The 19549-nt window shown below is 65.5% G+C and carries 20 protein-coding genes and 2 riboswitches; of the genes, 14 read left to right on the top strand and 6 right to left on the bottom strand.

The window, feature by feature from the left end:
• Nucleotides 1-4 precede the first annotated feature (4 nt).
• The 3 genes from O6W96_RS15995 to O6W96_RS16005 are packed head-to-tail and all read left to right on the top strand — an operon-like array spanning nucleotide 5 to nucleotide 2111.
• Nucleotides 5-280 (top strand): HPr-rel-A system PqqD family peptide chaperone, encoded by a 276-nt coding sequence (locus O6W96_RS15995; protein WP_353470481.1) that lies wholly within the window; start codon nucleotides 5-7, stop codon nucleotides 278-280.
• On the top strand, nucleotides 277-1137 hold the full coding sequence (locus tag O6W96_RS16000; protein WP_353470482.1) for an HprK-related kinase A: 861 nt from the start codon (nucleotides 277-279) through the stop codon (nucleotides 1135-1137). Before O6W96_RS15995 ends, O6W96_RS16000 begins: the two co-directional genes overlap by 4 nt.
• On the top strand, nucleotides 1122-2111 hold the full coding sequence (locus tag O6W96_RS16005) for a nucleotidyltransferase domain-containing protein (RefSeq protein WP_353470483.1): 990 nt from the start codon (nucleotides 1122-1124) through the stop codon (nucleotides 2109-2111). The genes O6W96_RS16000 and O6W96_RS16005 overlap by 16 nt, the downstream gene beginning before the upstream one ends.
• Here the strand turns inward: O6W96_RS16005 and O6W96_RS16010 are convergent.
• Together O6W96_RS16010 and O6W96_RS16015 are read right to left on the bottom strand one after the other, a co-directional pair.
• Nucleotides 2108-2467: a hypothetical protein gene (locus O6W96_RS16010; protein ID WP_353470484.1), complete on the bottom strand. Its 360-nt coding sequence runs from the start codon at nucleotides 2465-2467 to the stop codon at nucleotides 2108-2110. The genes O6W96_RS16005 and O6W96_RS16010 overlap by 4 nt on opposite strands.
• The gene (locus tag O6W96_RS16015) at nucleotides 2464-3144 is read right to left on the bottom strand and encodes an HAD family hydrolase (protein ID WP_353470485.1); all 681 of its coding nucleotides are present in this window, start codon (nucleotides 3142-3144) and stop codon (nucleotides 2464-2466) included. The genes O6W96_RS16010 and O6W96_RS16015 overlap by 4 nt, the downstream gene beginning before the upstream one ends.
• Before the next feature lie 62 nt (nucleotides 3145-3206).
• Between O6W96_RS16015 and glmU the strand changes: the two genes are divergently transcribed.
• From glmU to O6W96_RS16050, 7 genes are all read left to right on the top strand, one after another.
• Nucleotides 3207-4601, top strand: coding sequence for a bifunctional UDP-N-acetylglucosamine diphosphorylase/glucosamine-1-phosphate N-acetyltransferase GlmU (gene glmU, locus O6W96_RS16020; protein ID WP_353470486.1), 1395 nt, complete (start codon nucleotides 3207-3209; stop codon nucleotides 4599-4601).
• Nucleotides 4602-4624: 23 nt separating this feature from the next.
• Nucleotides 4625-6448 (top strand): glutamine--fructose-6-phosphate transaminase (isomerizing), encoded by a 1824-nt coding sequence (glmS, locus tag O6W96_RS16025; RefSeq protein WP_353470487.1) that lies wholly within the window; start codon nucleotides 4625-4627, stop codon nucleotides 6446-6448.
• Between the two features lie 253 nt (nucleotides 6449-6701).
• Nucleotides 6702-6805, top strand: a riboswitch (glycine riboswitch).
• Nucleotides 6806-6912: riboswitch (glycine riboswitch) on the top strand.
• A gap of 48 nt (nucleotides 6913-6960) precedes the next feature.
• Nucleotides 6961-8208 (top strand): glycine cleavage system aminomethyltransferase GcvT, encoded by a 1248-nt coding sequence (gene gcvT, locus O6W96_RS16030; protein ID WP_353470488.1) that lies wholly within the window; start codon nucleotides 6961-6963, stop codon nucleotides 8206-8208.
• Between the two features lies 1 nt (nucleotide 8209).
• Nucleotides 8210-8581, top strand: coding sequence for a glycine cleavage system protein GcvH (gene gcvH, locus O6W96_RS16035; protein WP_353470489.1), 372 nt, complete (start codon nucleotides 8210-8212; stop codon nucleotides 8579-8581).
• A gap of 113 nt (nucleotides 8582-8694) precedes the next feature.
• A complete protein-coding gene (gcvPA, locus tag O6W96_RS16040; RefSeq protein ID WP_353470490.1) occupies nucleotides 8695-10053 on the top strand; it encodes an aminomethyl-transferring glycine dehydrogenase subunit GcvPA in 1359 nt (452 codons plus the stop codon).
• The gene (gene gcvPB / locus O6W96_RS16045; protein WP_353470491.1) at nucleotides 10050-11711 is read left to right on the top strand and encodes an aminomethyl-transferring glycine dehydrogenase subunit GcvPB; all 1662 of its coding nucleotides are present in this window, start codon (nucleotides 10050-10052) and stop codon (nucleotides 11709-11711) included. Before gcvPA ends, gcvPB begins: the two co-directional genes overlap by 4 nt.
• 225 nt (nucleotides 11712-11936) lie before the next feature.
• A complete protein-coding gene (locus O6W96_RS16050) occupies nucleotides 11937-12461 on the top strand; it encodes a CcdC protein domain-containing protein (RefSeq protein ID WP_353470492.1) in 525 nt (174 codons plus the stop codon).
• A gap of 94 nt (nucleotides 12462-12555) precedes the next feature.
• On the opposite strand, the gene O6W96_RS16055 is transcribed toward O6W96_RS16050, so the two are convergent.
• Nucleotides 12556-13449, bottom strand: coding sequence for a DMT family transporter (locus O6W96_RS16055; RefSeq protein WP_353470493.1), 894 nt, complete (start codon nucleotides 13447-13449; stop codon nucleotides 12556-12558).
• A gap of 403 nt (nucleotides 13450-13852) precedes the next feature.
• On the opposite strand from O6W96_RS16055, the gene cas5 reads away from it, so the two are divergent.
• From cas5 to O6W96_RS16070, 3 genes are all read left to right on the top strand, one after another.
• Nucleotides 13853-14437 (top strand): CRISPR-associated protein Cas5, encoded by a 585-nt coding sequence (gene cas5 / locus O6W96_RS16060; protein ID WP_353470494.1) that lies wholly within the window; start codon nucleotides 13853-13855, stop codon nucleotides 14435-14437.
• A gap of 62 nt (nucleotides 14438-14499) precedes the next feature.
• On the top strand, nucleotides 14500-16035 hold the full coding sequence (locus tag O6W96_RS16065; RefSeq protein ID WP_353470495.1) for an aminoacyl--tRNA ligase-related protein: 1536 nt from the start codon (nucleotides 14500-14502) through the stop codon (nucleotides 16033-16035).
• Nucleotides 16036-16215: 180 nt separating this feature from the next.
• The gene (locus O6W96_RS16070; RefSeq protein WP_353470496.1) at nucleotides 16216-16575 is read left to right on the top strand and encodes a VOC family protein; all 360 of its coding nucleotides are present in this window, start codon (nucleotides 16216-16218) and stop codon (nucleotides 16573-16575) included.
• Nucleotides 16576-16828: 253 nt separating this feature from the next.
• Here the strand turns inward: O6W96_RS16070 and O6W96_RS16075 are convergent, their stop codons facing one another.
• Entirely contained in the window at nucleotides 16829-17899 is a 1071-nt protein-coding gene (locus O6W96_RS16075) for a PA0069 family radical SAM protein (protein WP_353470497.1), read from the bottom strand.
• 174 nt (nucleotides 17900-18073) lie between these two features.
• Here O6W96_RS16075 and O6W96_RS16080 point away from each other — a divergent pair, with 174 nt between their 5' ends.
• A complete protein-coding gene (locus tag O6W96_RS16080; protein WP_353470499.1) occupies nucleotides 18074-18256 on the top strand; it encodes a hypothetical protein in 183 nt (60 codons plus the stop codon).
• A gap of 36 nt (nucleotides 18257-18292) precedes the next feature.
• Here the strand turns inward: O6W96_RS16080 and O6W96_RS16085 are convergent, their stop codons facing one another.
• Nucleotides 18293-19108: a hypothetical protein gene (locus O6W96_RS16085; protein ID WP_353470500.1), complete on the bottom strand. Its 816-nt coding sequence runs from the start codon at nucleotides 19106-19108 to the stop codon at nucleotides 18293-18295.
• A 131-nt stretch (nucleotides 19109-19239) separates the two neighbouring features.
• The gene (locus O6W96_RS16090) at nucleotides 19240-19488 is read right to left on the bottom strand and encodes a hypothetical protein (RefSeq protein ID WP_353470501.1); all 249 of its coding nucleotides are present in this window, start codon (nucleotides 19486-19488) and stop codon (nucleotides 19240-19242) included.
• Nucleotides 19489-19549 lie beyond the last annotated feature (61 nt).

Genomic DNA, 19549 nt, shown 5'->3' on the forward strand with positions numbered 1-19549 from the left:
GGCCGTGCATGACAGCCTGTATCACGGTCCGCCCGAGGGGGGGCTGCTAGTCGCCCCGCTCGACGAGTTCACCGCGGTCTATCACCGTGCCTCGGGGATCACGCATCTGCTGACCGAACCGGCGCCGCAGATCCTGGCGATCCTGGGGGAGGGGGCGCTGTCGCTCGACGCGCTGCTCGACCGTCTCGGGCTCGACTATGATCTCGCCGATGGCACGCGCGATGCCTTGGCTGCAAGGCTCGCGGAATTGGTGGAATCCGGACTGGTCGAGCGGGCGTGAGGCATTCCTTCGAGGTCCGTATCGGCCCGGTCGGCTTCCGCATCGGCTCGGACTGGCGCGCGCCGATCGCGCACCTCGAAACGTTGTACCGCGACTATCCGAAGCCGCTCGACGGCGTGCCGGATTTCACCGTCCGCCTGTTCGCGCGCCGGCCCTGGCGGCGTTTTCTCCGCCCCTCGGTCGAGATCGGCGGCGACTACATGCTGCCCGAAGCCGCACCGTTGCCGCTGCGACAGGGGTTGCTCGCCGCCGAGATGGCGATGAACCTCCAGATGGCGCTCGGCGCGCGGCGGTATCTGTTGCTTCACGCGTCCGCGGTCGAGCGCGATGGGCGTGCGCTGCTGATGACCGGCATTTCGGGCGCGGGGAAGTCGACGCTCGCGACGTTGCTGGCCGCGCGCGGCTGGCGGTTCATGGGGGACGAGTTCGCGCTGCTCGATCCGGCCACCGGGCTGATCCACGCGTTCCCGCGGCTGATCAGCCTGAAGAACGACGCGATCGCGGCGGCCGAAGCTGCGTGGCCGACCGCGCGGATGGGGCCGCTGATGCCGGCGACACCCAAGGGTGACATCCGCCACATGGTCCCCGACGCGCGGGCGATCGCTGCGATGGACGTGCCGGCCCGGCCGGCGTTGCTGGTGTTCCCGCGCTATGGTTTCGCGCCCGAAATCCGTGCGGTGCAGCCGGGCGAGGCGTTCGTGCGGATGACGCAGGCGTCGACCAACTACGTCGCGCTCGGCGAGGCCGGGTTTCGCGCGCTGTCCGGGCTGATTGCGGCCGTGCCATCGGTGGCGGTGGACTATCCCGATGGCGCAAGCGCGATCGCGCAGGTCCAGGCCTTATGGGCAGAGTTGTGACCGACGCCCGCATGCTCGCCCGCGCGCTCGCGGACCCGGCCAGCGTCGTCGGGCTGGATGTGAAGCGCTGGACGGCGCTGCTGGCAATGGCGAGAGCGGAGCAGTTAATCGGTACGCTGGCGCTCCTGCTCGATGGCTTGGCGATGCCGGCTGCGGTGAAGACGATCCTCGCCGACGCGCGCACCGCTGCCGAACACGGCCGCCGGGCGGCGCTTTGGGAAGCGGAGATGGCGCGGCGGGCGCTCGCTGCGATCGAGTGCCCGATCGTGTTGCTCAAGGGCACCGCGTTCGTTGCCGCAGGACTGTCGGCAGGGCAGGGGCGGTCGATCGGCGACCTGGACATTCTGGTGCCACGCGCGTCGCTCGATGTGATCGAGTCGACGCTGCTCGCGGCGGGTTGGGAATGGGTGAAGCCCGATCCGTATGACGACGTCTATTACCGCCGCTGGATGCACGAACTGCCGCCGCTGATTCACCGCGAGCGCGACCGGATGATCGACGTGCATCACACGATCCTGCCGCTGACCGCGCGGATCACGCCCGACGCGCACGCGCTGATCATGGATAGCGTCGCGCTGGAGAATGGGCTGCGGATCTTGTCGCCGACCGGGATGATCGTCCACGCCGCCGCGCATCTGTTCGCGGACGGCGACCTCGCCGGAGGAATGCGGAACCTATGGGATATCCGCTGCCTGGTCGAAGAGTTCGGCGCCGACGGTCTAGATGCCGCGGCGCGTCGGCATGGCCTGCACCATGAGGTGGCGCGATCGGTGAGAATGGTCGACGCGTTGTTCGGCGAAGGCGAGGCGAAGGGCATCGACCGTGCGTATATCCGCCGGGTAACCGCCCGCGACGGTTGGGGCAGACCTACCCGCCCCGTCACGCGCCTCGCCTTCTACATTCGTTCGCACTGGCTCCGCATGCCGCCGGCGATGCTGGCGCGGCATCTCTGGACCAAGTGGCGCAAGGGCTAGTTGAGCCGCGCGCCACGCTGGCGCCGTACCGCCCAGACGATCAGCAGCACGACCGTGATCGCCAGCGTGTCCGCGATCCAGTCGCGGATGTCGCAATCGCGGTGTAGCGACGGGATCGATTGCAGCACCTCGATCAGCGCGCCGAGAAACGAGAAGCGCTCGCCGATCCGGGACAGCCGGGCAGTCGGATACGCCAGTGCAGCGAGCAACGACATCGTCGCGAATGCGAGCATGTGCTGAAACTTGTCGCCGAACTGGTCGATCGGTAAGTGCGGGGGCTTGGGCAAAAGCGCCATCGTCACCGCGAACACCACCGCCGCAACCAGCGCGATGCGAAGAAGCAGAGGCCGGTTCATGCCCCAAGCCTTTCGAGAGTCGGCAGCAACTCGGCATAGCCGTCGATCACCGCGTCGGCGCCAAGCTCGGCGACCGGCTGCATCAGGAAACCGAAGCTGCAGGCGATCGTCGGCAGCCCCGCTGCCTGACCGGCCTGGATGTCGAAAATCGAATCGCCGACGAACGCGGCACGTCCGCCGCCGCCGCTTTCCTGGCAAAGCTTCACCATTTCCAGGACCGGCATCGGCGATGGCTTCGATTCGGCCAGCGAATCGCCCCCGAGGATGCATGCGAAGCGTTCCGTCAGCCCGAGTTGGTCGAGCACGGTCCGCGCAAATCGCTCGATCTTGTTGGTGACGATCCCGAGCGTCACGCCCTTCGCCGCCAACGCATCCAGTGCTTCGATCACCCCGGGATACGGCTTGGTCAGCACGCAGATGTTCGCCTCATAATAGGCGAGCAGCGTGGCGTGCAGCGTGTCGAGCATCGCCTTGTCATAGCCACCGGTCGCAGTCAGGCCCTGCTTGAGCATATGCCGTGCGCCACCGCCGATCATCGGCTTGATCTGCTCGACGCTCAGTTCGGGGCGGCCGACCGACGCCAGCGCATGGTTGACCGCGGCGGCCAGATCGCCGCTGGTATCGAGAAGGGTACCGTCGAGGTCGAAACCGACGATATCAAAAGAAAAATGCGTCATTGTCGTTGGGCCTGCCAGTGGCGCTATGGAATTGGCAAGGCTTTCGTGGCAGCGATCCTCCCATGACGACGTATTCCAACGACCAACCGTTTCCCGTGAACGCCCCTTCACACCCTATCGCCGTCGTTATCCTTGCCGCTGGCAAGGGCACGCGGATGAAATCGGACCTGCACAAGGTGCTCCATCCGATCGCCGGGCGGCCGATGCTGCTGCATCTGATCGCGAGTGCGGCCGCGTTGCACCCGGCAAAGACCGTCGTGGTGACGGGGGCAGGGCGCGAGCAGGTCGAGGCGGCGGTCGCACCGCACGGCATCGCTACCGCGCTTCAGGCGGAGCAGCTCGGCACCGGCCACGCGGTTGCGCAGGCCAGCGAGGCGCTGGCCGGGTTCGAGGGCGACGTGCTGATCCTCTACGGCGACGTGCCGCTGGTCACCGCCGCGACGATGCAGCGGATGATCGATCGCCTGCGCGGCGACGATACGCCTGCGGTCGTTGTGCTCGGCTTCCGTCCAGCGGATCCCGGCGCCTATGGCCGCGTCATCGCCGACGCCGCTGGCCGGATGGACCGGATCGTGGAGTATAAGGATGCATCGGAGGCAGAGCGGGCGGTAACCCTGTGCAATTCCGGGTTGATGGCGGTGCGCGCAACCGATCTGTTCGCGTTGCTCGACCGGCTCGACAACAACAATGCGGCAGGTGAATATTACCTCACCGATATCGTCGAGCTCGCCGCTGCCGCCGGCCGCTCGTCCGCGGTGATCGAGACGGGCGCGGACGAAGTCGCCGGCGTCAATAGCCGCGGTGAACTCGCGGGTGTCGAAGGCGCCTGGCAGGCGACGCGGCGCGCGCAGGCGATGGCGGACGGCGTGACATTGATCGCGCCCGACACGGTCTGGTTCGCGCACGACACCCAGGTCGGCCGCGATGTCGTGATCGAGCCGAACGTCGTCTTCGGCCCCGGCGTACGCATCGAAGACGGCGCGACGATCCACGCCTTCAGCCACGTCGAGGGTGCCTCGGTCGGCAAGGGCGCCAATGTCGGGCCTTTCGCGCGCCTCCGCCCCGGCGCGGACTTGCTGGCAGACGCCAAGGTCGGCAATTTCGTCGAGATCAAGAAGGCGATCATCGGCGAGGGCGCGAAGGTCAGCCACCTCACCTATATCGGCGACGCGGATATCGGTGCGGGCGCGAACATCGGCGCGGGCACGATTACCTGCAATTACGATGGCTATTTCAAATACCGCACGGTCGTCGGCGAGGGGGCGTTCATCGGCTCGAACTCGGCGCTGGTCGCGCCCGTGAATATAGGCGCCGGTGCGATCGTCGCGGCAGGTTCGGTCGTGACCGCCGATGTCGAGGCCGACGCACTTGCGCTGGTACGCCCGGCGCAGATCGCCAAGCCCGGTTGGGCGGCGCGGTTCCGTGAGAAAATGATAGCCCGCAAGGCTGCTCGATAAGCGCGTTTCTGGAGTAAGATCGAATGTGTGGCATCGTTGGAATTCTGAGCGGCGAAGACGTTGCGGGCCGGTTGCTCGATGGCCTCAAGCGCCTCGAATATCGCGGATATGACTCGGCTGGCATCGCCACCGATCATGATGGCGCGATCGAGCGCCGGCGGGCGTCGGGCAAGCTCGTCAATCTCGCCAACGAACTTGCCGCGCATCCGCTGCCCGGCAAGACCGGCATCGCGCACACGCGTTGGGCCACGCACGGCGGCCCGACGACCAACAACGCGCACCCGCACGCGACCGGCGAAGTCGCGGTGGTCCACAACGGCATCATCGAGAACTTCAAGCCGCTGCGCGACGAACTGATCGCGCGCGGCCGGACGTTCACCAGCGAAACCGACACCGAAGTCGTCGCGCATCTGATCAGCGAGAAGGTCGAGGCGGGTATGGACCCGGTTTCGGCCGTCCGCGAGATCCTGCCGCGCCTTCACGGAGCGTTCGCGCTCGCGATCCTGTTCCGCCAGCATCCCGACCTGCTGATCGGCGCGCGCCTCGGCTCACCTTTGGTCGTCGGCCACGGTGAAGGCGAGATGTACCTCGGCTCGGACGCGCTGGCGCTCGCGCCGCTGACGCAGCGGATCGCGTATCTCGACGAGGGCGACTGGGTCGTGCTCACCCGCGATGGCGCACAGGTCTACGACCGCGAGAACACGCCGGTCGAGCGCGCGATCACGCTGTCCGGGATCACCGGCGAGGTGATCTCGAAGGGCAACCACAAGCATTACATGCTCAAGGAAATCTACGAGCAGCCGATCGTCGTCGCGCAGACGCTCCGCTCGTATCTGAAGCGGATGGAGGGCGAGGTCTCGCTGCCGATCCCCGAGTTCGATCTGTCGACGATCAAGCGCGTCACGATCGTCGCGTGCGGCACGAGCTTCTACGCCGGCATGGTCGCCAAATACTGGTTCGAGCAGTTCGCGCGCGTGCCGGTCGATCTCGATGTCGCGTCCGAGTTCCGCTACCGCGCGCCGGTGATGGAGGATGGCGGCCTCGCGCTCTTCATCTCGCAGTCGGGCGAGACCGCGGACACGCTCGCGGCACTGCGCCACGCCAAGGCCGAGGGGCAGAAGATCGCGGTCGTGGTCAACGTCCCGACCAGCTCGATGGCGCGCGAGGCGGACCTGTTGCTGCCGACGCATGCCGGCCCCGAGATCGGCGTGGCCTCGACCAAGGCGTTCACCTGCCAGCTCGCCGTGCTCGCCGCACTCGCTGCCAACCTGGCACGTGCGAAGGGCTTGCTGACGAGGGACCAGGAGCGCGAGATCGTCCGCCACCTCGCCGAGGCGCCCGCCGCACTCAACGGCGCACTGGCATATGACGAGGCAATCGAGGCGATGGCGCACAACATCGCCGGCGCGCGCGACGTGCTGTATCTCGGCCGCGGGACCGATTACCCGCTGGCGCTCGAGGGTGCGCTGAAGCTCAAGGAAATCAGCTACATCCACGCCGAGGGCTATGCCGCCGGCGAGATGAAGCACGGTCCGATCGCATTAATCGACGAGCATGTCCCCGTCATCGTCATCGCACCGTCGGGGCCGTTGTTCGACAAGACCGTCAGCAACATGCAGGAAGTCATGGCGCGCGGCGGCAAGGTCGTGCTGATCTCGGATTACGACGGCATCCAGGCGGCCGGCGAAGGCTGCATGGCAACGATCACCATGCCCAAGGTCCACCCGCTGATCGCGCCTTTAGTGTACGCGGTGCCCGTGCAGTTGCTGGCGTATCACGTCGCGGTGCTGAAGGGCACGGATGTCGACCAGCCGCGTAATCTGGCGAAGAGCGTGACGGTCGAATAGTCCGTGGCATGGTTGGAGCTGGTACACCCAACCACAGACACCACCCCGGCGAAGGCCGGGGTCCAATTGGGAAACGGGGGTAGCTTAGGCGCGCTCCTCCGTTACAGCGACCTTTCCAATTGGGCCCCGGCCTTCGCCGGGGTGGTGCTAAGGACGGGGTATCCACCGATTTCTTCCCGCCGCGCCAAACCCTCGATTGACTAAGATTGTGCGCCGCGTCACAACTCGCGGCGTCGATGTCGGGCAACCGGCATGGCACCGCGCGGGAGAGCGTTTCCGGTCCTTTGAGGGCTGATGGAACCGCCGAAGGAGCAACCACCCCGGAATCTCTCAGGCACCAGAGACCGCGCGAGGCTGATCGACACTCTGGAAAGCGTCCTGACGTGAGTCGAGGGCCACCGAAGGGGTAAGCGCTGGACAAGTCCGCCGCGAAAGCTCTCAGGTCCCGTGACAGAGGGGGTTCGGATCGTTGCACCCATTGGTGCCGCGCGCCCCTTCGACGGAGACCGACCATGAGCGACCCAGAACTGCGCGATTACGCCAGCATCATCGATCAGGCCGACGATTACGTCGAGCCCGAGATTCTGCCATTGCCGCTCGACGCGTGGCACCGGGCGCACGGCGCGCGGATGGTCGAGTTCGCCGGCTACGAGATGCCGATCCAGTATGAAGGCATCATGGCCGAACACGCCTGGACGCGCGACTCGGCCGGTCTGTTCGACGTCAGCCACATGGGCCAGCTCGTCTTTTCCGGCGAAGGCATCGCGCACGCGCTCGAAACCGTTCTGCCGGGCGACATCGCCGGCCTGGGCGAAGGCAAGATGCGCTACTCGCTGCTGCTCGCACAGGACGGCGGCATCCTCGACGACCTGATGGCCACGCGCCTCCCCGACGACCAGCCGTCGCCGTTCTCCGCGCAGGACGTCGAGCCCGAGGCGTACGACCCGCTCCACCCGTCGCCGACCGCGAGCGGCAGCTTCTACGTCGTCGTCAACGGCGCGACCAAGTACGACGACATCAGCTACCTGATCGAGCATCTGCCCGACGACGTCACGATCAACATCCTCGAAGATCAAGCATTGCTCGCAGTGCAGGGCCCGAAGGCTGTCGAGGCAGTCGCGCGGATCGTCGCCGGTGTCGACGGCCTCGTATTCATGACCGCCGGCGCGTTCCACTGGAACGACGTCCCGCTCTGGATCAGCCGTTCGGGCTACACCGGCGAAGACGGCGTCGAGATTTCGCTCCCCGCCGAACACGCGGTCGCGTTCGCCGACGCGCTGCTCGCGCTCCCCGAGATCAAGCCGATCGGTCTCGGCGCACGCGACTCGCTGCGTCTCGAAGCCGGCCTGCCGCTCTACGGCCACGACCTCGATCCCGAGATCACGCCGGTCATGGCCGACCTCGGTTTCGCGCTGTCGAAGCGTCGCCGCGAAGCCGCCGACTTCCCCGGTGCCGAGCGCATCCTGACCCAGCGCGAGCACGGCCCCGCCACCAAGCGCGTCGGCCTGATCGTCGAGGGCCGCCAGCCCGCGCGCGAGGGCGCCGAAGTGATCGACGACACCGGCGCGACTATCGGCCGTCTGACCAGCGGTGGTTTCGCACCCACCCTCGGGAAGCCGATCGCGATGGCCTATGTGCCGCTCGCGCTGTCGACGCCCGGCACCCGCATCGAAATCGCGCAACGCGGCAAGGTCCACACCGCCACCGTCACCGCGATGCCCTTCATTCCCCACCGCTACGTCCGCGCAGGAGCCAAGTGATATGAGCCGTTACTTCACGCAGGATCATGAATGGGTCGACGTCGATGGTGACGTCGGCACCGTCGGCATCTCCGAATACGCGCAGAGCCAGCTCGGCGACGTCGTGTTCATCGACGTCCCCGAAGCCGGCAAGACGCTGAGCAAGGGCGACGAAGCCGCAGTCGTCGAGTCGGTCAAGGCCGCCTCGGACGTGTATTCGCCGGTCTCGGGCACCGTCATCGAGGGCAACGCGGCGTTGACCGATGACTCCAGCCTGGTGAACTCGGACGCCGAAGCGGCCGGGTGGTTCTTCAAGCTGACGCTCAGCGACCCGAGCGAACTCGACAGCCTGATGGACGAAGCCGCCTACGCAGCCTTCGTCGAAGGGCTGTAAGTCACTGCTCCCCTCCCGCTTGCGGGAGGGGTCGGGGGAGGGGCTGGTACAGTCGTTCCCCGTCTCATTCCCTCCCCCGACCCCTCCCGTGAACGGGAGGGGAGGAGACTAGAATGCGCTACCTTCCCCTGACCCAGCCCGACCGTGCGGAAATGCTCGCCGTCATCGGCGCCGCGACCATCGACGACCTCTTCGTCGACGTGCCCGAAGCCGCCCGCCTCGACGGCCCGGTCCGCGACCTGCCGATGCACGCCTCCGAAATGGCAGTCGAACGCCACATGTCGGCGCTCGCCAAGAAGAACCTCACCGCCGGCGAAGCGCCGTTCTTCCTCGGCTGCGGCGCGTACAAGCATCACGTCCCTGCCTCGGTCGACCACCTGATCCAGCGTGGCGAGTTCCTCACCGCCTACACGCCGTACCAGCCGGAAATCGCGCAGGGCACGCTGCAGATGCTGTTCGAGTTCCAGACGCAGGTCGCACGGCTGCTCGGCACCGACGTCGCCAACGCCTCGATGTACGACGGCTCGACCGCGTGCTGGGAAGCGATCGTGATGGCACGCCGCATCACCAAGCGGGGCAGGGCGATCCTGTCGTCGGGCCTCCACCCGCATTACGTCTCGGTCGCGAACACGATGGCGAAGTTCACCGGCGACGTGCTCGACACGACCGCGCCCGAGCTGGTCGCCGACATGGACCTCGACCAGCTGATCGCGAAGATCGACGACGACACGTCGTGCGTCGTCGTCCAGTACCCCGACATCCTCGGCCGCATCGCCGACCTGCGCCCGCTCGCAGACGCCTGCCATGCCAAGAAGGCGCTGCTGATCGCGGTCGTCACCGAGCCGGTCGCACTTGGCGCGATCACCTCGCCGGGCGAGATGGACGCGGACATCGTCGTCGGCGAAGGCCAGTCGCTCGGCGTCGGCTTGCAGTTCGGCGGGCCTTATGTCGGCCTGTTCGGGTGCAAGGACAAATACGTCCGCCAGATGCCCGGTCGCCTCTGCGGCGAGACCGTCGATGCGGACGGCCGCCGCGGTTTCGTCCTGACGCTGTCGACCCGCGAGCAGCACATCCGCCGCGAAAAGGCGACGTCGAACATCTGCACCAACTCCGGCCTCTGCGCGCTGGCGTTCTCGATCCACATGACGCTGCTTGGTGAAGCCGGCCTGCGCCAATTGGCGGAGGTGAACCACGCCGGCGCAGTTTCCGCCGCCGAACGCTTGTCGCAGATCCCCGGCGTGGAACTCGTCAACGACAGCTTCTTCAACGAGTTCACGCTGAAGTTACCCGTCGAAGCCCGCCCCGTCGTCCGCACGCTGGCCGATCGCGGCATTCTTGCTGGCGTATCGCTCGGGCGCTTGTACCCCGGGCAGGACGCCCTCGCGAACGGCCTCGTCGTTGCCGTGACGGAAACGACCACCGCGGAGGACGTCGAAACGCTTGCGTCCGCACTCCAGGAGATACTGGCATGAGCATCAACCAGAGCGGCTGGCGCCCGACCTCGCCCGAGGTGAATACGGGCAATGTCCCCGCCAGCATCACCGGCAACAAGGCGCTGATGCTGGAAGAAGCGCTGATCTTCGAGATCGGCGACGCGCACACCACCGGTGTAGATTTCGCTGCTCCCTCTCCCCTACGGGGAGAGGGCCGGGGTGAGGGGCAGCCCAGCAATGCTGCGCCCGGTACGACCCCTCACCCAACCCTCTCCCCGCAGGGGAGAGGGCTATCGCGCCTCGGCAACCTGTCGCGCACCGCGCCGATCGGCCTCCCCGGTCTCTCCGAGCCGGAAACCGTCCGCCACTACACCCGCCTCTCGCGCCAGAACTACGGCATCGACCTCGGCTTCTTCCCGCTCGGCTCGTGCACGATGAAGCACAACCCGCGCCTCAACGAGAAGATGGCGCGACTGCCCGGGTTCTCCGACGTCCACCCGCTCCAGCCGGTCGACACCGTGCAGGGCGCACTCGAAGTCATCCACCAGCTCGCGCACTGGCTCGTCACGCTCACCGGCATGACCTCGGTCGCGATGAGCCCCAAGGCCGGCGCACACGGCGAACTCTGCGGCATCCTCGCGATCCGCGCCGCACTCGAAGCCAAGGGCGAAGGCGCGCGGAAAATCATCCTCGTCCCCGAGAGCGCACACGGCACCAACCCCGCCACCGCAGCCTTCGCCGGCTATAGCGTCGAGGACATCCCCGCCACCGCCGAAGGCCGCGTCGACACCGCCGCGCTGAAGGCACGGCTCGGCCCCGACGTCGCCGGCGTGATGATCACCAACCCAAACACCTGCGGCTTGTTCGAGCGCGACATGCGCGAGATTTCCGACGCGGTGCACGCGGCGGGCGGCTTCGTCTATTGCGACGGCGCGAACTTCAACGCGATCGTCGGCCGCGTCCGGCCGGGCGATCTCGGCATCGACGCGATGCACATCAACCTGCACAAGACCTTCTCGACCCCGCACGGCGGCGGCGGCCCAGGCTCGGGCCCAGTGGTGTTCTCGGAGGCTTTGACCCCCTACGCACCGCTCCCCTTCGTCGAGAAGCAGGGCGACCAGTTCATCCTCGTCGAGGAGGAAACCGCCGATGAGCACCACGCCGGCAGCTTCGGGCGCATGGTCGCGTTCCACGGCCAGATGGGCATGTTCACACGCGCACTGACGTACATCCTCAGCCACGGCGCGGACGGCCTGCGCCAGGTGTCCGAGGATGCGGTGCTCAACGCGAACTACATCCTGCGCAGCCTCGACGACACGCTCGACGCACCGTTCGGCCCATCGGGTCCGTGCATGCACGAGGCGTTGTTCTCGGACTCGGGCCTCGCCGCGGGCTTCTCGACGATCGATATCGCGAAGGGCCTCATCGACGAGGGCTTCCACCCGATGACGATGTATTTCCCCCTCGTCGTTCACGGCGCGATGCTGGTCGAACCGACCGAGACCGAGTCGAAGGCAGCGCTCGACCAGTTCATCGCCGCGCTCCGCTCGGTCGCCGAACGCGCGAAAGCCGGCGACCCCAGCCTCAAGACCGCCCCGCACTTCGCCCCCCGCGCGCGCCTCGACGAGACGCTCGCGGCGCGCAAACCGGTACTGGTCTGGAAGGACCCGGCCCCGCTGGCGCAGGCGGCCGAGTAAGGGAAGCAGGTGATCTTCGGGGCGTGACGCTTGCACCCGAAGAACCATACCACCCCGGCGAAGGCCGGGGACCAATTGGGCGACGCTGCTGAGGGATGGCGGCCTGTCGTTATCGCCACCTTTCCAATTGGGCCCCGGCCTTCGCCGGGGTGGCAACTCAAATGTGTCGCCGCCTCTTTACCTTGGCTGTATTGCTGCCATGCTACACCAATTGAAGGTGATCGCGTGGGGGACGCAATGCAGGCGCACGAAGCACAGGGCTGGATCAGCTACGCGATCACTGCGGTCGTCATCGGCATAGTCTTTGCGGTCCGCTGGCGCCGCATGAGCGTGGTGAAACCGCTCAAGCTCGAACGTCTCTGGATCTTCCCCGCGATCTACGCCGCCGTCACGCTCTACATGTTCGTGATGTACCCGCCGCACGGCCTCGCCTGGCTGTTCTGCGCACTAGCCCTGGTCATGGGCGCTGTGCTCGGCTGGCAACGCGGCAAGCTCATGCGGATCACGATCGACCCCGACAGCCACGCGCTCAACACGACGTCCTCCCCGGCAGCTGTCCTGTTCATCGTAGCGATCGTCGCAGTCCGCACCGGCGCGCGCGCCGTCATCGGCGACGGCCACGCCCTCCACCTCGACGCCTTCGCCATCACCGACATGCTGGTCGCGTTAGCGCTCGGCCTGTTCACCACGCAACGCATCGAAATGTACCTCCGCGCCAAGCGGATGCTCGAAACCGCACGGGTTCGCTAACCCCCGTCATCCTGACGAAAGTCAGGACCCAGAGCCACTAACGCCGTGCTTGATTACCCTGGGTCCTGACTTTCGTCAGGATGACGGGACGGCCTCAAGCAATCGCCTGCTCAGTCTCTTCCCGCCGCCGCACATGCTCCCGCCACACGATATACAGCCCGCTAGCCACGATGACCGGCGCCCCGACCCACGTCGCCTCCGCCGGCAACGTGTCGAACACCAGCCACCCGAGCAACATCGCCCACAACAGACTCGAATAATCCATCGGCACCACTACCGACACCGGCCCGAGCCGCAACGACGTCGTCATCGCGATCTGCGCCAGCCCGCCGGATATCCCGACGCTCGCCAGACACACCCACGCGACCAGATCATGCGACTGCGCCGCCCCCCCATAGAATACCGACAACGGGATCAGCGACAGCGCCGAGAACCAGAACACCGTCGTCAGCGCGCTCTCGGTCTTGCCGATCTGCCGCAACAGGATCGACACGCTCGCCGTCCCGAATGCCCCCGCCAGCGCACACCCAGCACCCCATAACGGGAAATGATCCCCGCCCGGCTGCGCGACGATCAACACCCCCGCGAACCCGGTCGCGACAGCCGCCCAGCGATGCCACCCGGTAGGCTCGCGCAACACCAGCGCCCCCAGGATCGTCGCGAACACCGGCACCGTGAACCCGATCGTGGTCGCCTCCGCGAGCGGCAACGCGACGATCCCGTTGAACGTGAACGCCATCGCCGACAGCCCGACGATCGCGCGAACGACATGCGCCGGCAACCGCTTGGTCGCGACCGAAGGCAGGCCCGGCCCTGCGACGATCACCGCCGACACAAGCAAACACGCGCCGAACTGCCGGAAGAACAGGATTTCCGACACGCTCGCGCCGTGCCGCTCGGCCAGCTTGATCGCGGTGTTCATCAGCGCGAAGATCACGACCGACAGCAACCGCATGCCGATGGCGGGAAGGATGCGGTCGGTGGGCATGCGCGACCTCTAACCGAGCATCCCGCTTACGTCATTCCGCTTTCGGCCCTCAAGGTGTTCGGCAACGGCAGACATGCCTGTTCGCAGGATCGGCAATGGTTGCCTCGCCAGCACTAGCTTGGCTCGGCCGGGCTGGCTCACTGGAGTGCGCCCCTCGACGTTCGATTGCGAACGTGATCGCAGTCCAGATAGAGCCTTTCAAAACGCGTGTAGCCGTTAGTTTGGTCGTCATGAGGCTAGCCCTCCTACAATCGCCGGCAAATGCCAGCGGCTCGTAAAGGATAGAGCGGGAGACGGCAGGATGCTGGAAAACAGCCGCCAATTCGGCTGAACTTCGCCTTGCCCCGAAAACAGATAATACCGAAAACATAAGACGAACAAAAACGACACGAGGCGAGAATCTGTGGCATTCAGATTGTTGATCCGCGGTGACCGCGCGTGCTTCCGGCGTCCGGAGTTCGGCGCCGATCTCGTGAGTTACGACGCGATGCCGCCGGTCGCGGCTCGCAATATTTTTCAGGCTATCCATGGGCCGCCGTCGATCCGCTGGGTGATCGAGCAAATCACGATTTTGCATCCGATCCGGAGTCAATGGACGATAGTCGAACACCGAGGGGCGGGGACTCGTCGCGCGAACATTCTGCTCGATGTCGGCTATCTCGTCACTGGACGTTTCGATCTTACGGCGGTCGCGGATACTGCCGACACGGCGGCGGGGCATGCCGGACTATTTCGACGCCGAGTCATGCAGGGGCGCTACCGTCATCCACCCTTTCTTGGACTGACCGAATTTCCAGCTGCGATCACGTTGTTGGACAAGGATGATATGCCCCCTGTCAGCCACTACGCGTCGGAGTCGATCGACCTGGGCTGGATGATCTACGATACACGCAACGGGCTAGATCATGGGGCACGGTTCTTTAGGGCGTCGGCTGTCGGAGGTACGATGACGGTACCCCCAATAGATTCGAGCGAGTTCGCAAGCTGATCTGACCAGACCGGCACTGTAGACGGGGTGACGAACTCCCGCGCACCCGCTATCCGCACCGCATGATAAAGCGCGCACTCCCCGTCACCCGCGAGGCGGATTTCTCCGCCTGGTACCAGGCCGTCATCTCCGAGGCCGATCTCGCCGAGGAATCCGGCGTCCGCGGCTGCATGGTCATCCGCCCCTGGGGCTATGGCATCTGGGAGCGTATCCAGCGTCTGCTCGACGACCGGATCAAGGCGACCGGCCACGAGAACTGCTATTTCCCGCTCTTCATCCCGCTCTCGTATTTCGAGAAGGAGGCCGAGCACGTCGACGGGTTCGCCAAGGAAATGGCCGTCGTCACGCACCACCGCCTCAAGGCCGACGGATACGGTCGCCTCGTCCCCGATCCCGACGCCAAGCTCGAGGAGCCGCTCGTCGTCCGCCCGACTTCCGAGATGGTCATCGGCGCCGCGTTCGCGCGCTGGGTTCAGTCGTGGCGCGACTTGCCCGTCCTGATCAACCAATGGGCCAACGTCGTCCGCTGGGAAATGCGCACGCGCATGTTCCTGCGCACCAGCGAGTTCCTCTGGCAGGAAGGCCACACCGCGCACGCGACCGCGGACGAAGCGCGCGACGAGACGCTCAAGATGCTCGAAGTCTATCGCGATTTCGCGGAGGAATGCCTCGGCGTCCACGTCATCGCCGGCGAAAAGCCCGAGAACGAGCGCTTCCCCGGCGCGGTCGCGACCTATTCGATCGAGGCGATGATGCAGGACGGCAAGGCGCTGCAAGCCGGCACCTCGCACTTCCTCGGCACCAATTTTGCCTCCGCGCAGAACATCCGCTTCCAGAATGCGGGCGGCGAGTTCGAGCTGTGCAACACCACCAGCTGGGGCGTGTCGACGCGGATGATCGGCGCGGTCATCATGGTCCACGGTGACGATGACGGCCTGCGCGTGCCGCCGATGATCGCGCCGTGGCAGGTCGTGATCGTGCCGATGCTGCGCGACGTCCCCGAGGACGCGGCGATCGTCGAATACTGCAAGTCGCTCCAGGCCGAACTCGCCAAGCAGTCCGCGCTCGGCGAACCGGTTCGCGCGCTGCTCGACCTCAAGCCCGCCAAGGCCGCGACCAAGCGCTGGGGCTGGGTCAAGAAGGGTGCACCGATCGTGATCGAGGTCGGCGGCCGCGACATGGCCGGCGGCAACGTCACGGTGATCCGCCGCGACCGCCTGTACCGCGAGGACGGCAAGCTCGACAGCGTCGCCACGCCGCGCGACGCGTTCGTCGGCGACGTCTCGGGCATGCTGGCCGAAGTGCAGGCGACGCTCCACGTCGAATCGATGAACCGCGTGAAGGGCAACATCGTCCCCGCCGACGACTTCGCCGCGGTCGAAGCGCATTTCGCCGATGGCGTGAAGAACCCCGGCTGGGTCGACGTCCGCTGGTCGAAGCCCACCGGACCTGCGCTCGACAAGGTGGTGGAGCGGTTGAAGGCACTCAAGCTTACGATCCGCAACGCGCCGATGGGGCAGACCGGGTGTGACGATGGCGCCTGCATCTTCACCGGCGAACCCGCCGTGGAACGCGTCCTGATCGGTCGCGCTTATTGAGCGCGCCGATCGGCTGGGACCACCGTTTCTTCCCACGCGCATAGATGGAGCAAGGGGAGGGTGCAGTCTGGATACCCGCGCCACGAAGCAACCAAAACCGTCCGGTCTGTCGGCTGCGTTGCGGTGCTCCGTCTGGTATCCTTACGTCGGCTTTAGGCGGTGCGACTTTAGGGGGCAGGCATGGGCGTGACAGGGATCGGCGGCTTTTTCTTCCGGGCAAAGGACCCGGAGGGGATACGCGCCTGGTATGTCGAACATCTCGGCGTGGGTTCTATACCGTATGGATCGTGGGAGACGCAGGCAGGCCCGAGCGTCTTTGCGCCGTTCGCGGTCGATGCCGACTATTTCCCCGCGGATCGCCCGTGGATGCTCAATCTCCGCGTCGACGATCTCGACGGCCTGATTGCGACTCTCGGCGTGGCCGGGATCGCGGTAATTACCAACCCCGAATGGGACATGCCCGGCTTTGGTCGCTTTGCACGCATCCATGACCCGGAAGGCAATCCCATCGAACTCTGGCAACCCGACGACTCAGCCTGAACATGCCGTACCCTGACTTCTGACGAGCGGTGACAGATCGGTGGAGAATGTCCCCGAACCCGCTATTCCCGCCGCCGGACTCCAACCCTCCCAAAAAGGGAGGGCACAAGAGGCGTTGGCCGTGGTCAGTCGGCGGGTTCGGATGCGCGGAAGTCCACCCTCCGACTCGTCTACCCTAAGCGGGCAGGCCGGCGGGTCTCGGCGTGTTGGCCGGTTGCGAGAGGATCGGGAGCAAGCCCACCTCGCGGACCTCTCAAAACAACTTTCCCTGGGGGCCCCTCGGCGCCCGAAACAGGTCGCTCCGCAATGCGATCCGCTGCTGGTTCAGCCCATGTTTCGCGCACGCGATGCGAAACCGCGTTCTTAGCAGGTCCGCCCAAGGCCCTTGCCCCTGCATTCGCGTGAAGAAGTTAGGATCGTTATCCTTGCCTCCGCGCAACGATGCGATCGTCGCCATCACCTTCCCCGCACGATCCGGGAAATGTGCGTCCAGCCACGCGCGGAACAGCGGTGCCACTTCGTGCGGTAACCGCACCGGGATGAAAAATGCCCGCGTTGCCCCGGCTTCCGCCGCCCGCGCGATCAGATGCTCGATCTCGTGATCGGTGATCGCCGGGATGACCGGTGCGATCGACACATACACCGGCACGCCCACATCGGCGAGCTTGCGTACCGCGGCCAGTCGCCGTTCCGGATGCGGTGCACGCGGCTCGACCGTCGCCGCAATTTTGGGATCGAGCGACGTGATCGACATCGCCACCGTCGCCAAACCCTTCGCCGCCATCGGTGCGAGCAGGTCGATATCGCGCACCACGCGGTCGGACTTGGTCGTGATCGTCAGCGGATGCTCGGTCTCCGCCAGCACTTCGATGATGCCGCGCGTGATCCGCCAGTCGCTCTCGATCGGCTGGTACGGATCGGTGTTCGTACCCAGCGCCATCGGTGCAACGCGATATCCCGGCTTGGCCAATTCGGCCCGCAACAGCGCCGCCGCAGACGGTTTCGCGAACAGCTTGCTCTCGAAATCCAGTCCTGGGGACAGGTCGTGGAACGCATGGCTCGGTCTTGCGAAACAATAGATGCAGCCGTGCTCGCATCCGCGATACGGATTGATCGACCGATCGAACGGCACATCGGGCGACGCGTTGCGGCTGATGATAGTCCGCGGGGTTTCGACAGTGACCGTCGTCCGAAGTTTGGGCGCAACGCCGTCGATCCCCTCGCGCATGTCGAGCCAGTCGCCATCCGCTTCGGTCTGCGGCAGGTTGAACCGCCTGCTCTCGCCATTGAGTGTTGCGCCACGGACGGATCGGGCTTTGGTCATGTACGGACGCTAGGCTCGTATAGTGAACATAACAAGAACGAATAATAGGGATCTTACCCCGTAGCGCTATTACCCTATTAACATGGATCTACTGATTTTCGCCCGCTTTCGAGTAACTTGGCGTCCTTTGGAATGATAGCTCGCAGTCTCTCCAGATAGCGCGTAGGCAAAGGTATGACGGGACAAATCACCACGGTGGAACGCGCATTCGAACTGGCGCGGTCGGGCAACTGCGACTCGGTCAACGACCTGCGGCAACGGCTGCGGCGCGAGGGGTATGATGCGGTCCACCTGCATCTTCACGGTGCCTCGATCAACAAGCAGCTGGTCGACCTTATCCACGCAGCGAAGGCCTGAGGCGCCGCGACCGCTCGGCGGTCGCGGCGTGGTCGGTTATCCGTGCCGAAGCGACCCGTCGACCAGATAGGCGACCCCAGATTTGTCATACAGGTTCTGGAAGCTACCGGGATCGAGCGGATTCAGCCCCGCTCGGGCCAGTATCGCAGCGCGCGAGTGATCCGCCGGCGCCGGCTTGCCGCTGTCGTGGGCGTCCTTGGCTTCCTTCAGGCCCTGAAAGCATAGCACCAGATCCGGATCGAGATTAGTGTACCAGTTGATCCCGTAGTCGATCAGGTCGTCGGGATCCGAGCCCGATGACAGGAACAGCCCGATCTTGCCGAGCAGGGACGGCGTGATCGCATCCTTGATGGTGTTGGCCGATCCCTTCAGCTTGTCGGTCATCTGCTGCGCGGTCAGCTTGTCGAGCGGCGTCATGTCGTTGGCAATGATCTTTTCCAGCTCGGCCTTTACCGCGGGGCCGGCCTTGTCGATGATACCGTGCATAGCGGACCAGGACGTGCTGTCGCTTTCGAAGGCCAGGCTTACGATGCCGAGAACCTCCGGTTTCAATTGAGGGTCGGCGCCGGGTTTCCGCGCCGCCGTGAATTCGGCGAACCCGAACTTGACGACGTTGTCGAAGCCGACGCGGCCAATATTGTCGGGGACATGCCGCACTGCGCCTTGCTTGACGTGTTTGGCCCAGTCGTAGCTCGCCCAGGGGTTGGTCCAGGTCTGCGTCGATCCAGGTACGCCCAGCTTCGAGCGAAACGCGATGACGACCATGTAAACTTCATCGCCGTCGGACAGCCAATTGTCCTCGTCGGCATTCTGCACACGCAGCGTATCGAGGCCTAAGTTCCACGTCGGCATGATTCATCCCCTCGTTGTTGTATCGGAGAGGCTGTCACGATCGGTCGAGTCGGGACGATTGCAGCTGGATCGGGAACGGAGGCGTCACGGGCGAGACCGCACCGATACGGCGCGGTCTCGTCGAGAGACCATCACTGTGCAGCGAGCACGACGGTCTTCGGCATCTCAAGGCCCTGCGCGGTCCATTGAGCGGAGGTCAGGCAGGTCACCCGCCCAATCCGGCTGCCCGTCGAGGCCGCTTCGGTCAGGCAGTATTTCTGGGTCTTCGCATCGTATTTCAGCACCGTTTTATAGGCCGCACCGGATGGTGCAGCAAAGGCGGGTGTGCCGACTGCGAGGGCAGTAATGGCAAGCAGACTTGTCGAAATGATGGATCGCATGATGGTATCCTCGTGATTGGTAGGAAGCGCCCGGATGGGCACTACCTCGACCAATGCACTT

The organism is Sphingomonas faeni (assembly GCF_040407495.1).
GTDB lineage: Bacteria > Pseudomonadota > Alphaproteobacteria > Sphingomonadales > Sphingomonadaceae > Sphingomonas > Sphingomonas faeni_D.

Bases quoted from the DNA above. Each gene is read 5' to 3' on its own strand.
- O6W96_RS16070 (WP_353470496.1), top strand. From the start codon at position 16,216: ATGGGCGTGACAGGGATCGGCGGCTTTTTCTTCCGGGCAAAGGACCCG.
- gcvPB (WP_353470491.1), top strand. From the start codon at position 10,050: ATGAGCATCAACCAGAGCGGCTGGCGCCCGACCTCGCCCGAGGTGAAT.
- O6W96_RS16005 (WP_353470483.1), top strand. From the start codon at position 1,122: ATGGGCAGAGTTGTGACCGACGCCCGCATGCTCGCCCGCGCGCTCGCG.
- O6W96_RS16010 (WP_353470484.1), bottom strand. From the start codon at position 2,467: ATGAACCGGCCTCTGCTTCTTCGCATCGCGCTGGTTGCGGCGGTGGTG.
- O6W96_RS16055 (WP_353470493.1), bottom strand. From the start codon at position 13,449: ATGCCCACCGACCGCATCCTTCCCGCCATCGGCATGCGGTTGCTGTCG.
- O6W96_RS16065 (WP_353470495.1), top strand. From the start codon at position 14,500: ATGATAAAGCGCGCACTCCCCGTCACCCGCGAGGCGGATTTCTCCGCC.
- glmU (WP_353470486.1), top strand. From the start codon at position 3,207: ATGACGACGTATTCCAACGACCAACCGTTTCCCGTGAACGCCCCTTCA.
- O6W96_RS16015 (WP_353470485.1), bottom strand. From the start codon at position 3,144: ATGACGCATTTTTCTTTTGATATCGTCGGTTTCGACCTCGACGGTACC.
- gcvH (WP_353470489.1), top strand. From the start codon at position 8,210: ATGAGCCGTTACTTCACGCAGGATCATGAATGGGTCGACGTCGATGGT.
- O6W96_RS16075 (WP_353470497.1), bottom strand. From the start codon at position 17,899: ATGACCAAAGCCCGATCCGTCCGTGGCGCAACACTCAATGGCGAGAGC.
- O6W96_RS16085 (WP_353470500.1), bottom strand. From the start codon at position 19,108: ATGCCGACGTGGAACTTAGGCCTCGATACGCTGCGTGTGCAGAATGCC.
- gcvPA (WP_353470490.1), top strand. From the start codon at position 8,695: ATGCGCTACCTTCCCCTGACCCAGCCCGACCGTGCGGAAATGCTCGCC.
- O6W96_RS16090 (WP_353470501.1), bottom strand. From the start codon at position 19,488: ATGCGATCCATCATTTCGACAAGTCTGCTTGCCATTACTGCCCTCGCA.
- gcvT (WP_353470488.1), top strand. From the start codon at position 6,961: ATGAGCGACCCAGAACTGCGCGATTACGCCAGCATCATCGATCAGGCC.
- O6W96_RS16080 (WP_353470499.1), top strand. From the start codon at position 18,074: ATGACGGGACAAATCACCACGGTGGAACGCGCATTCGAACTGGCGCGG.
- glmS (WP_353470487.1), top strand. From the start codon at position 4,625: ATGTGTGGCATCGTTGGAATTCTGAGCGGCGAAGACGTTGCGGGCCGG.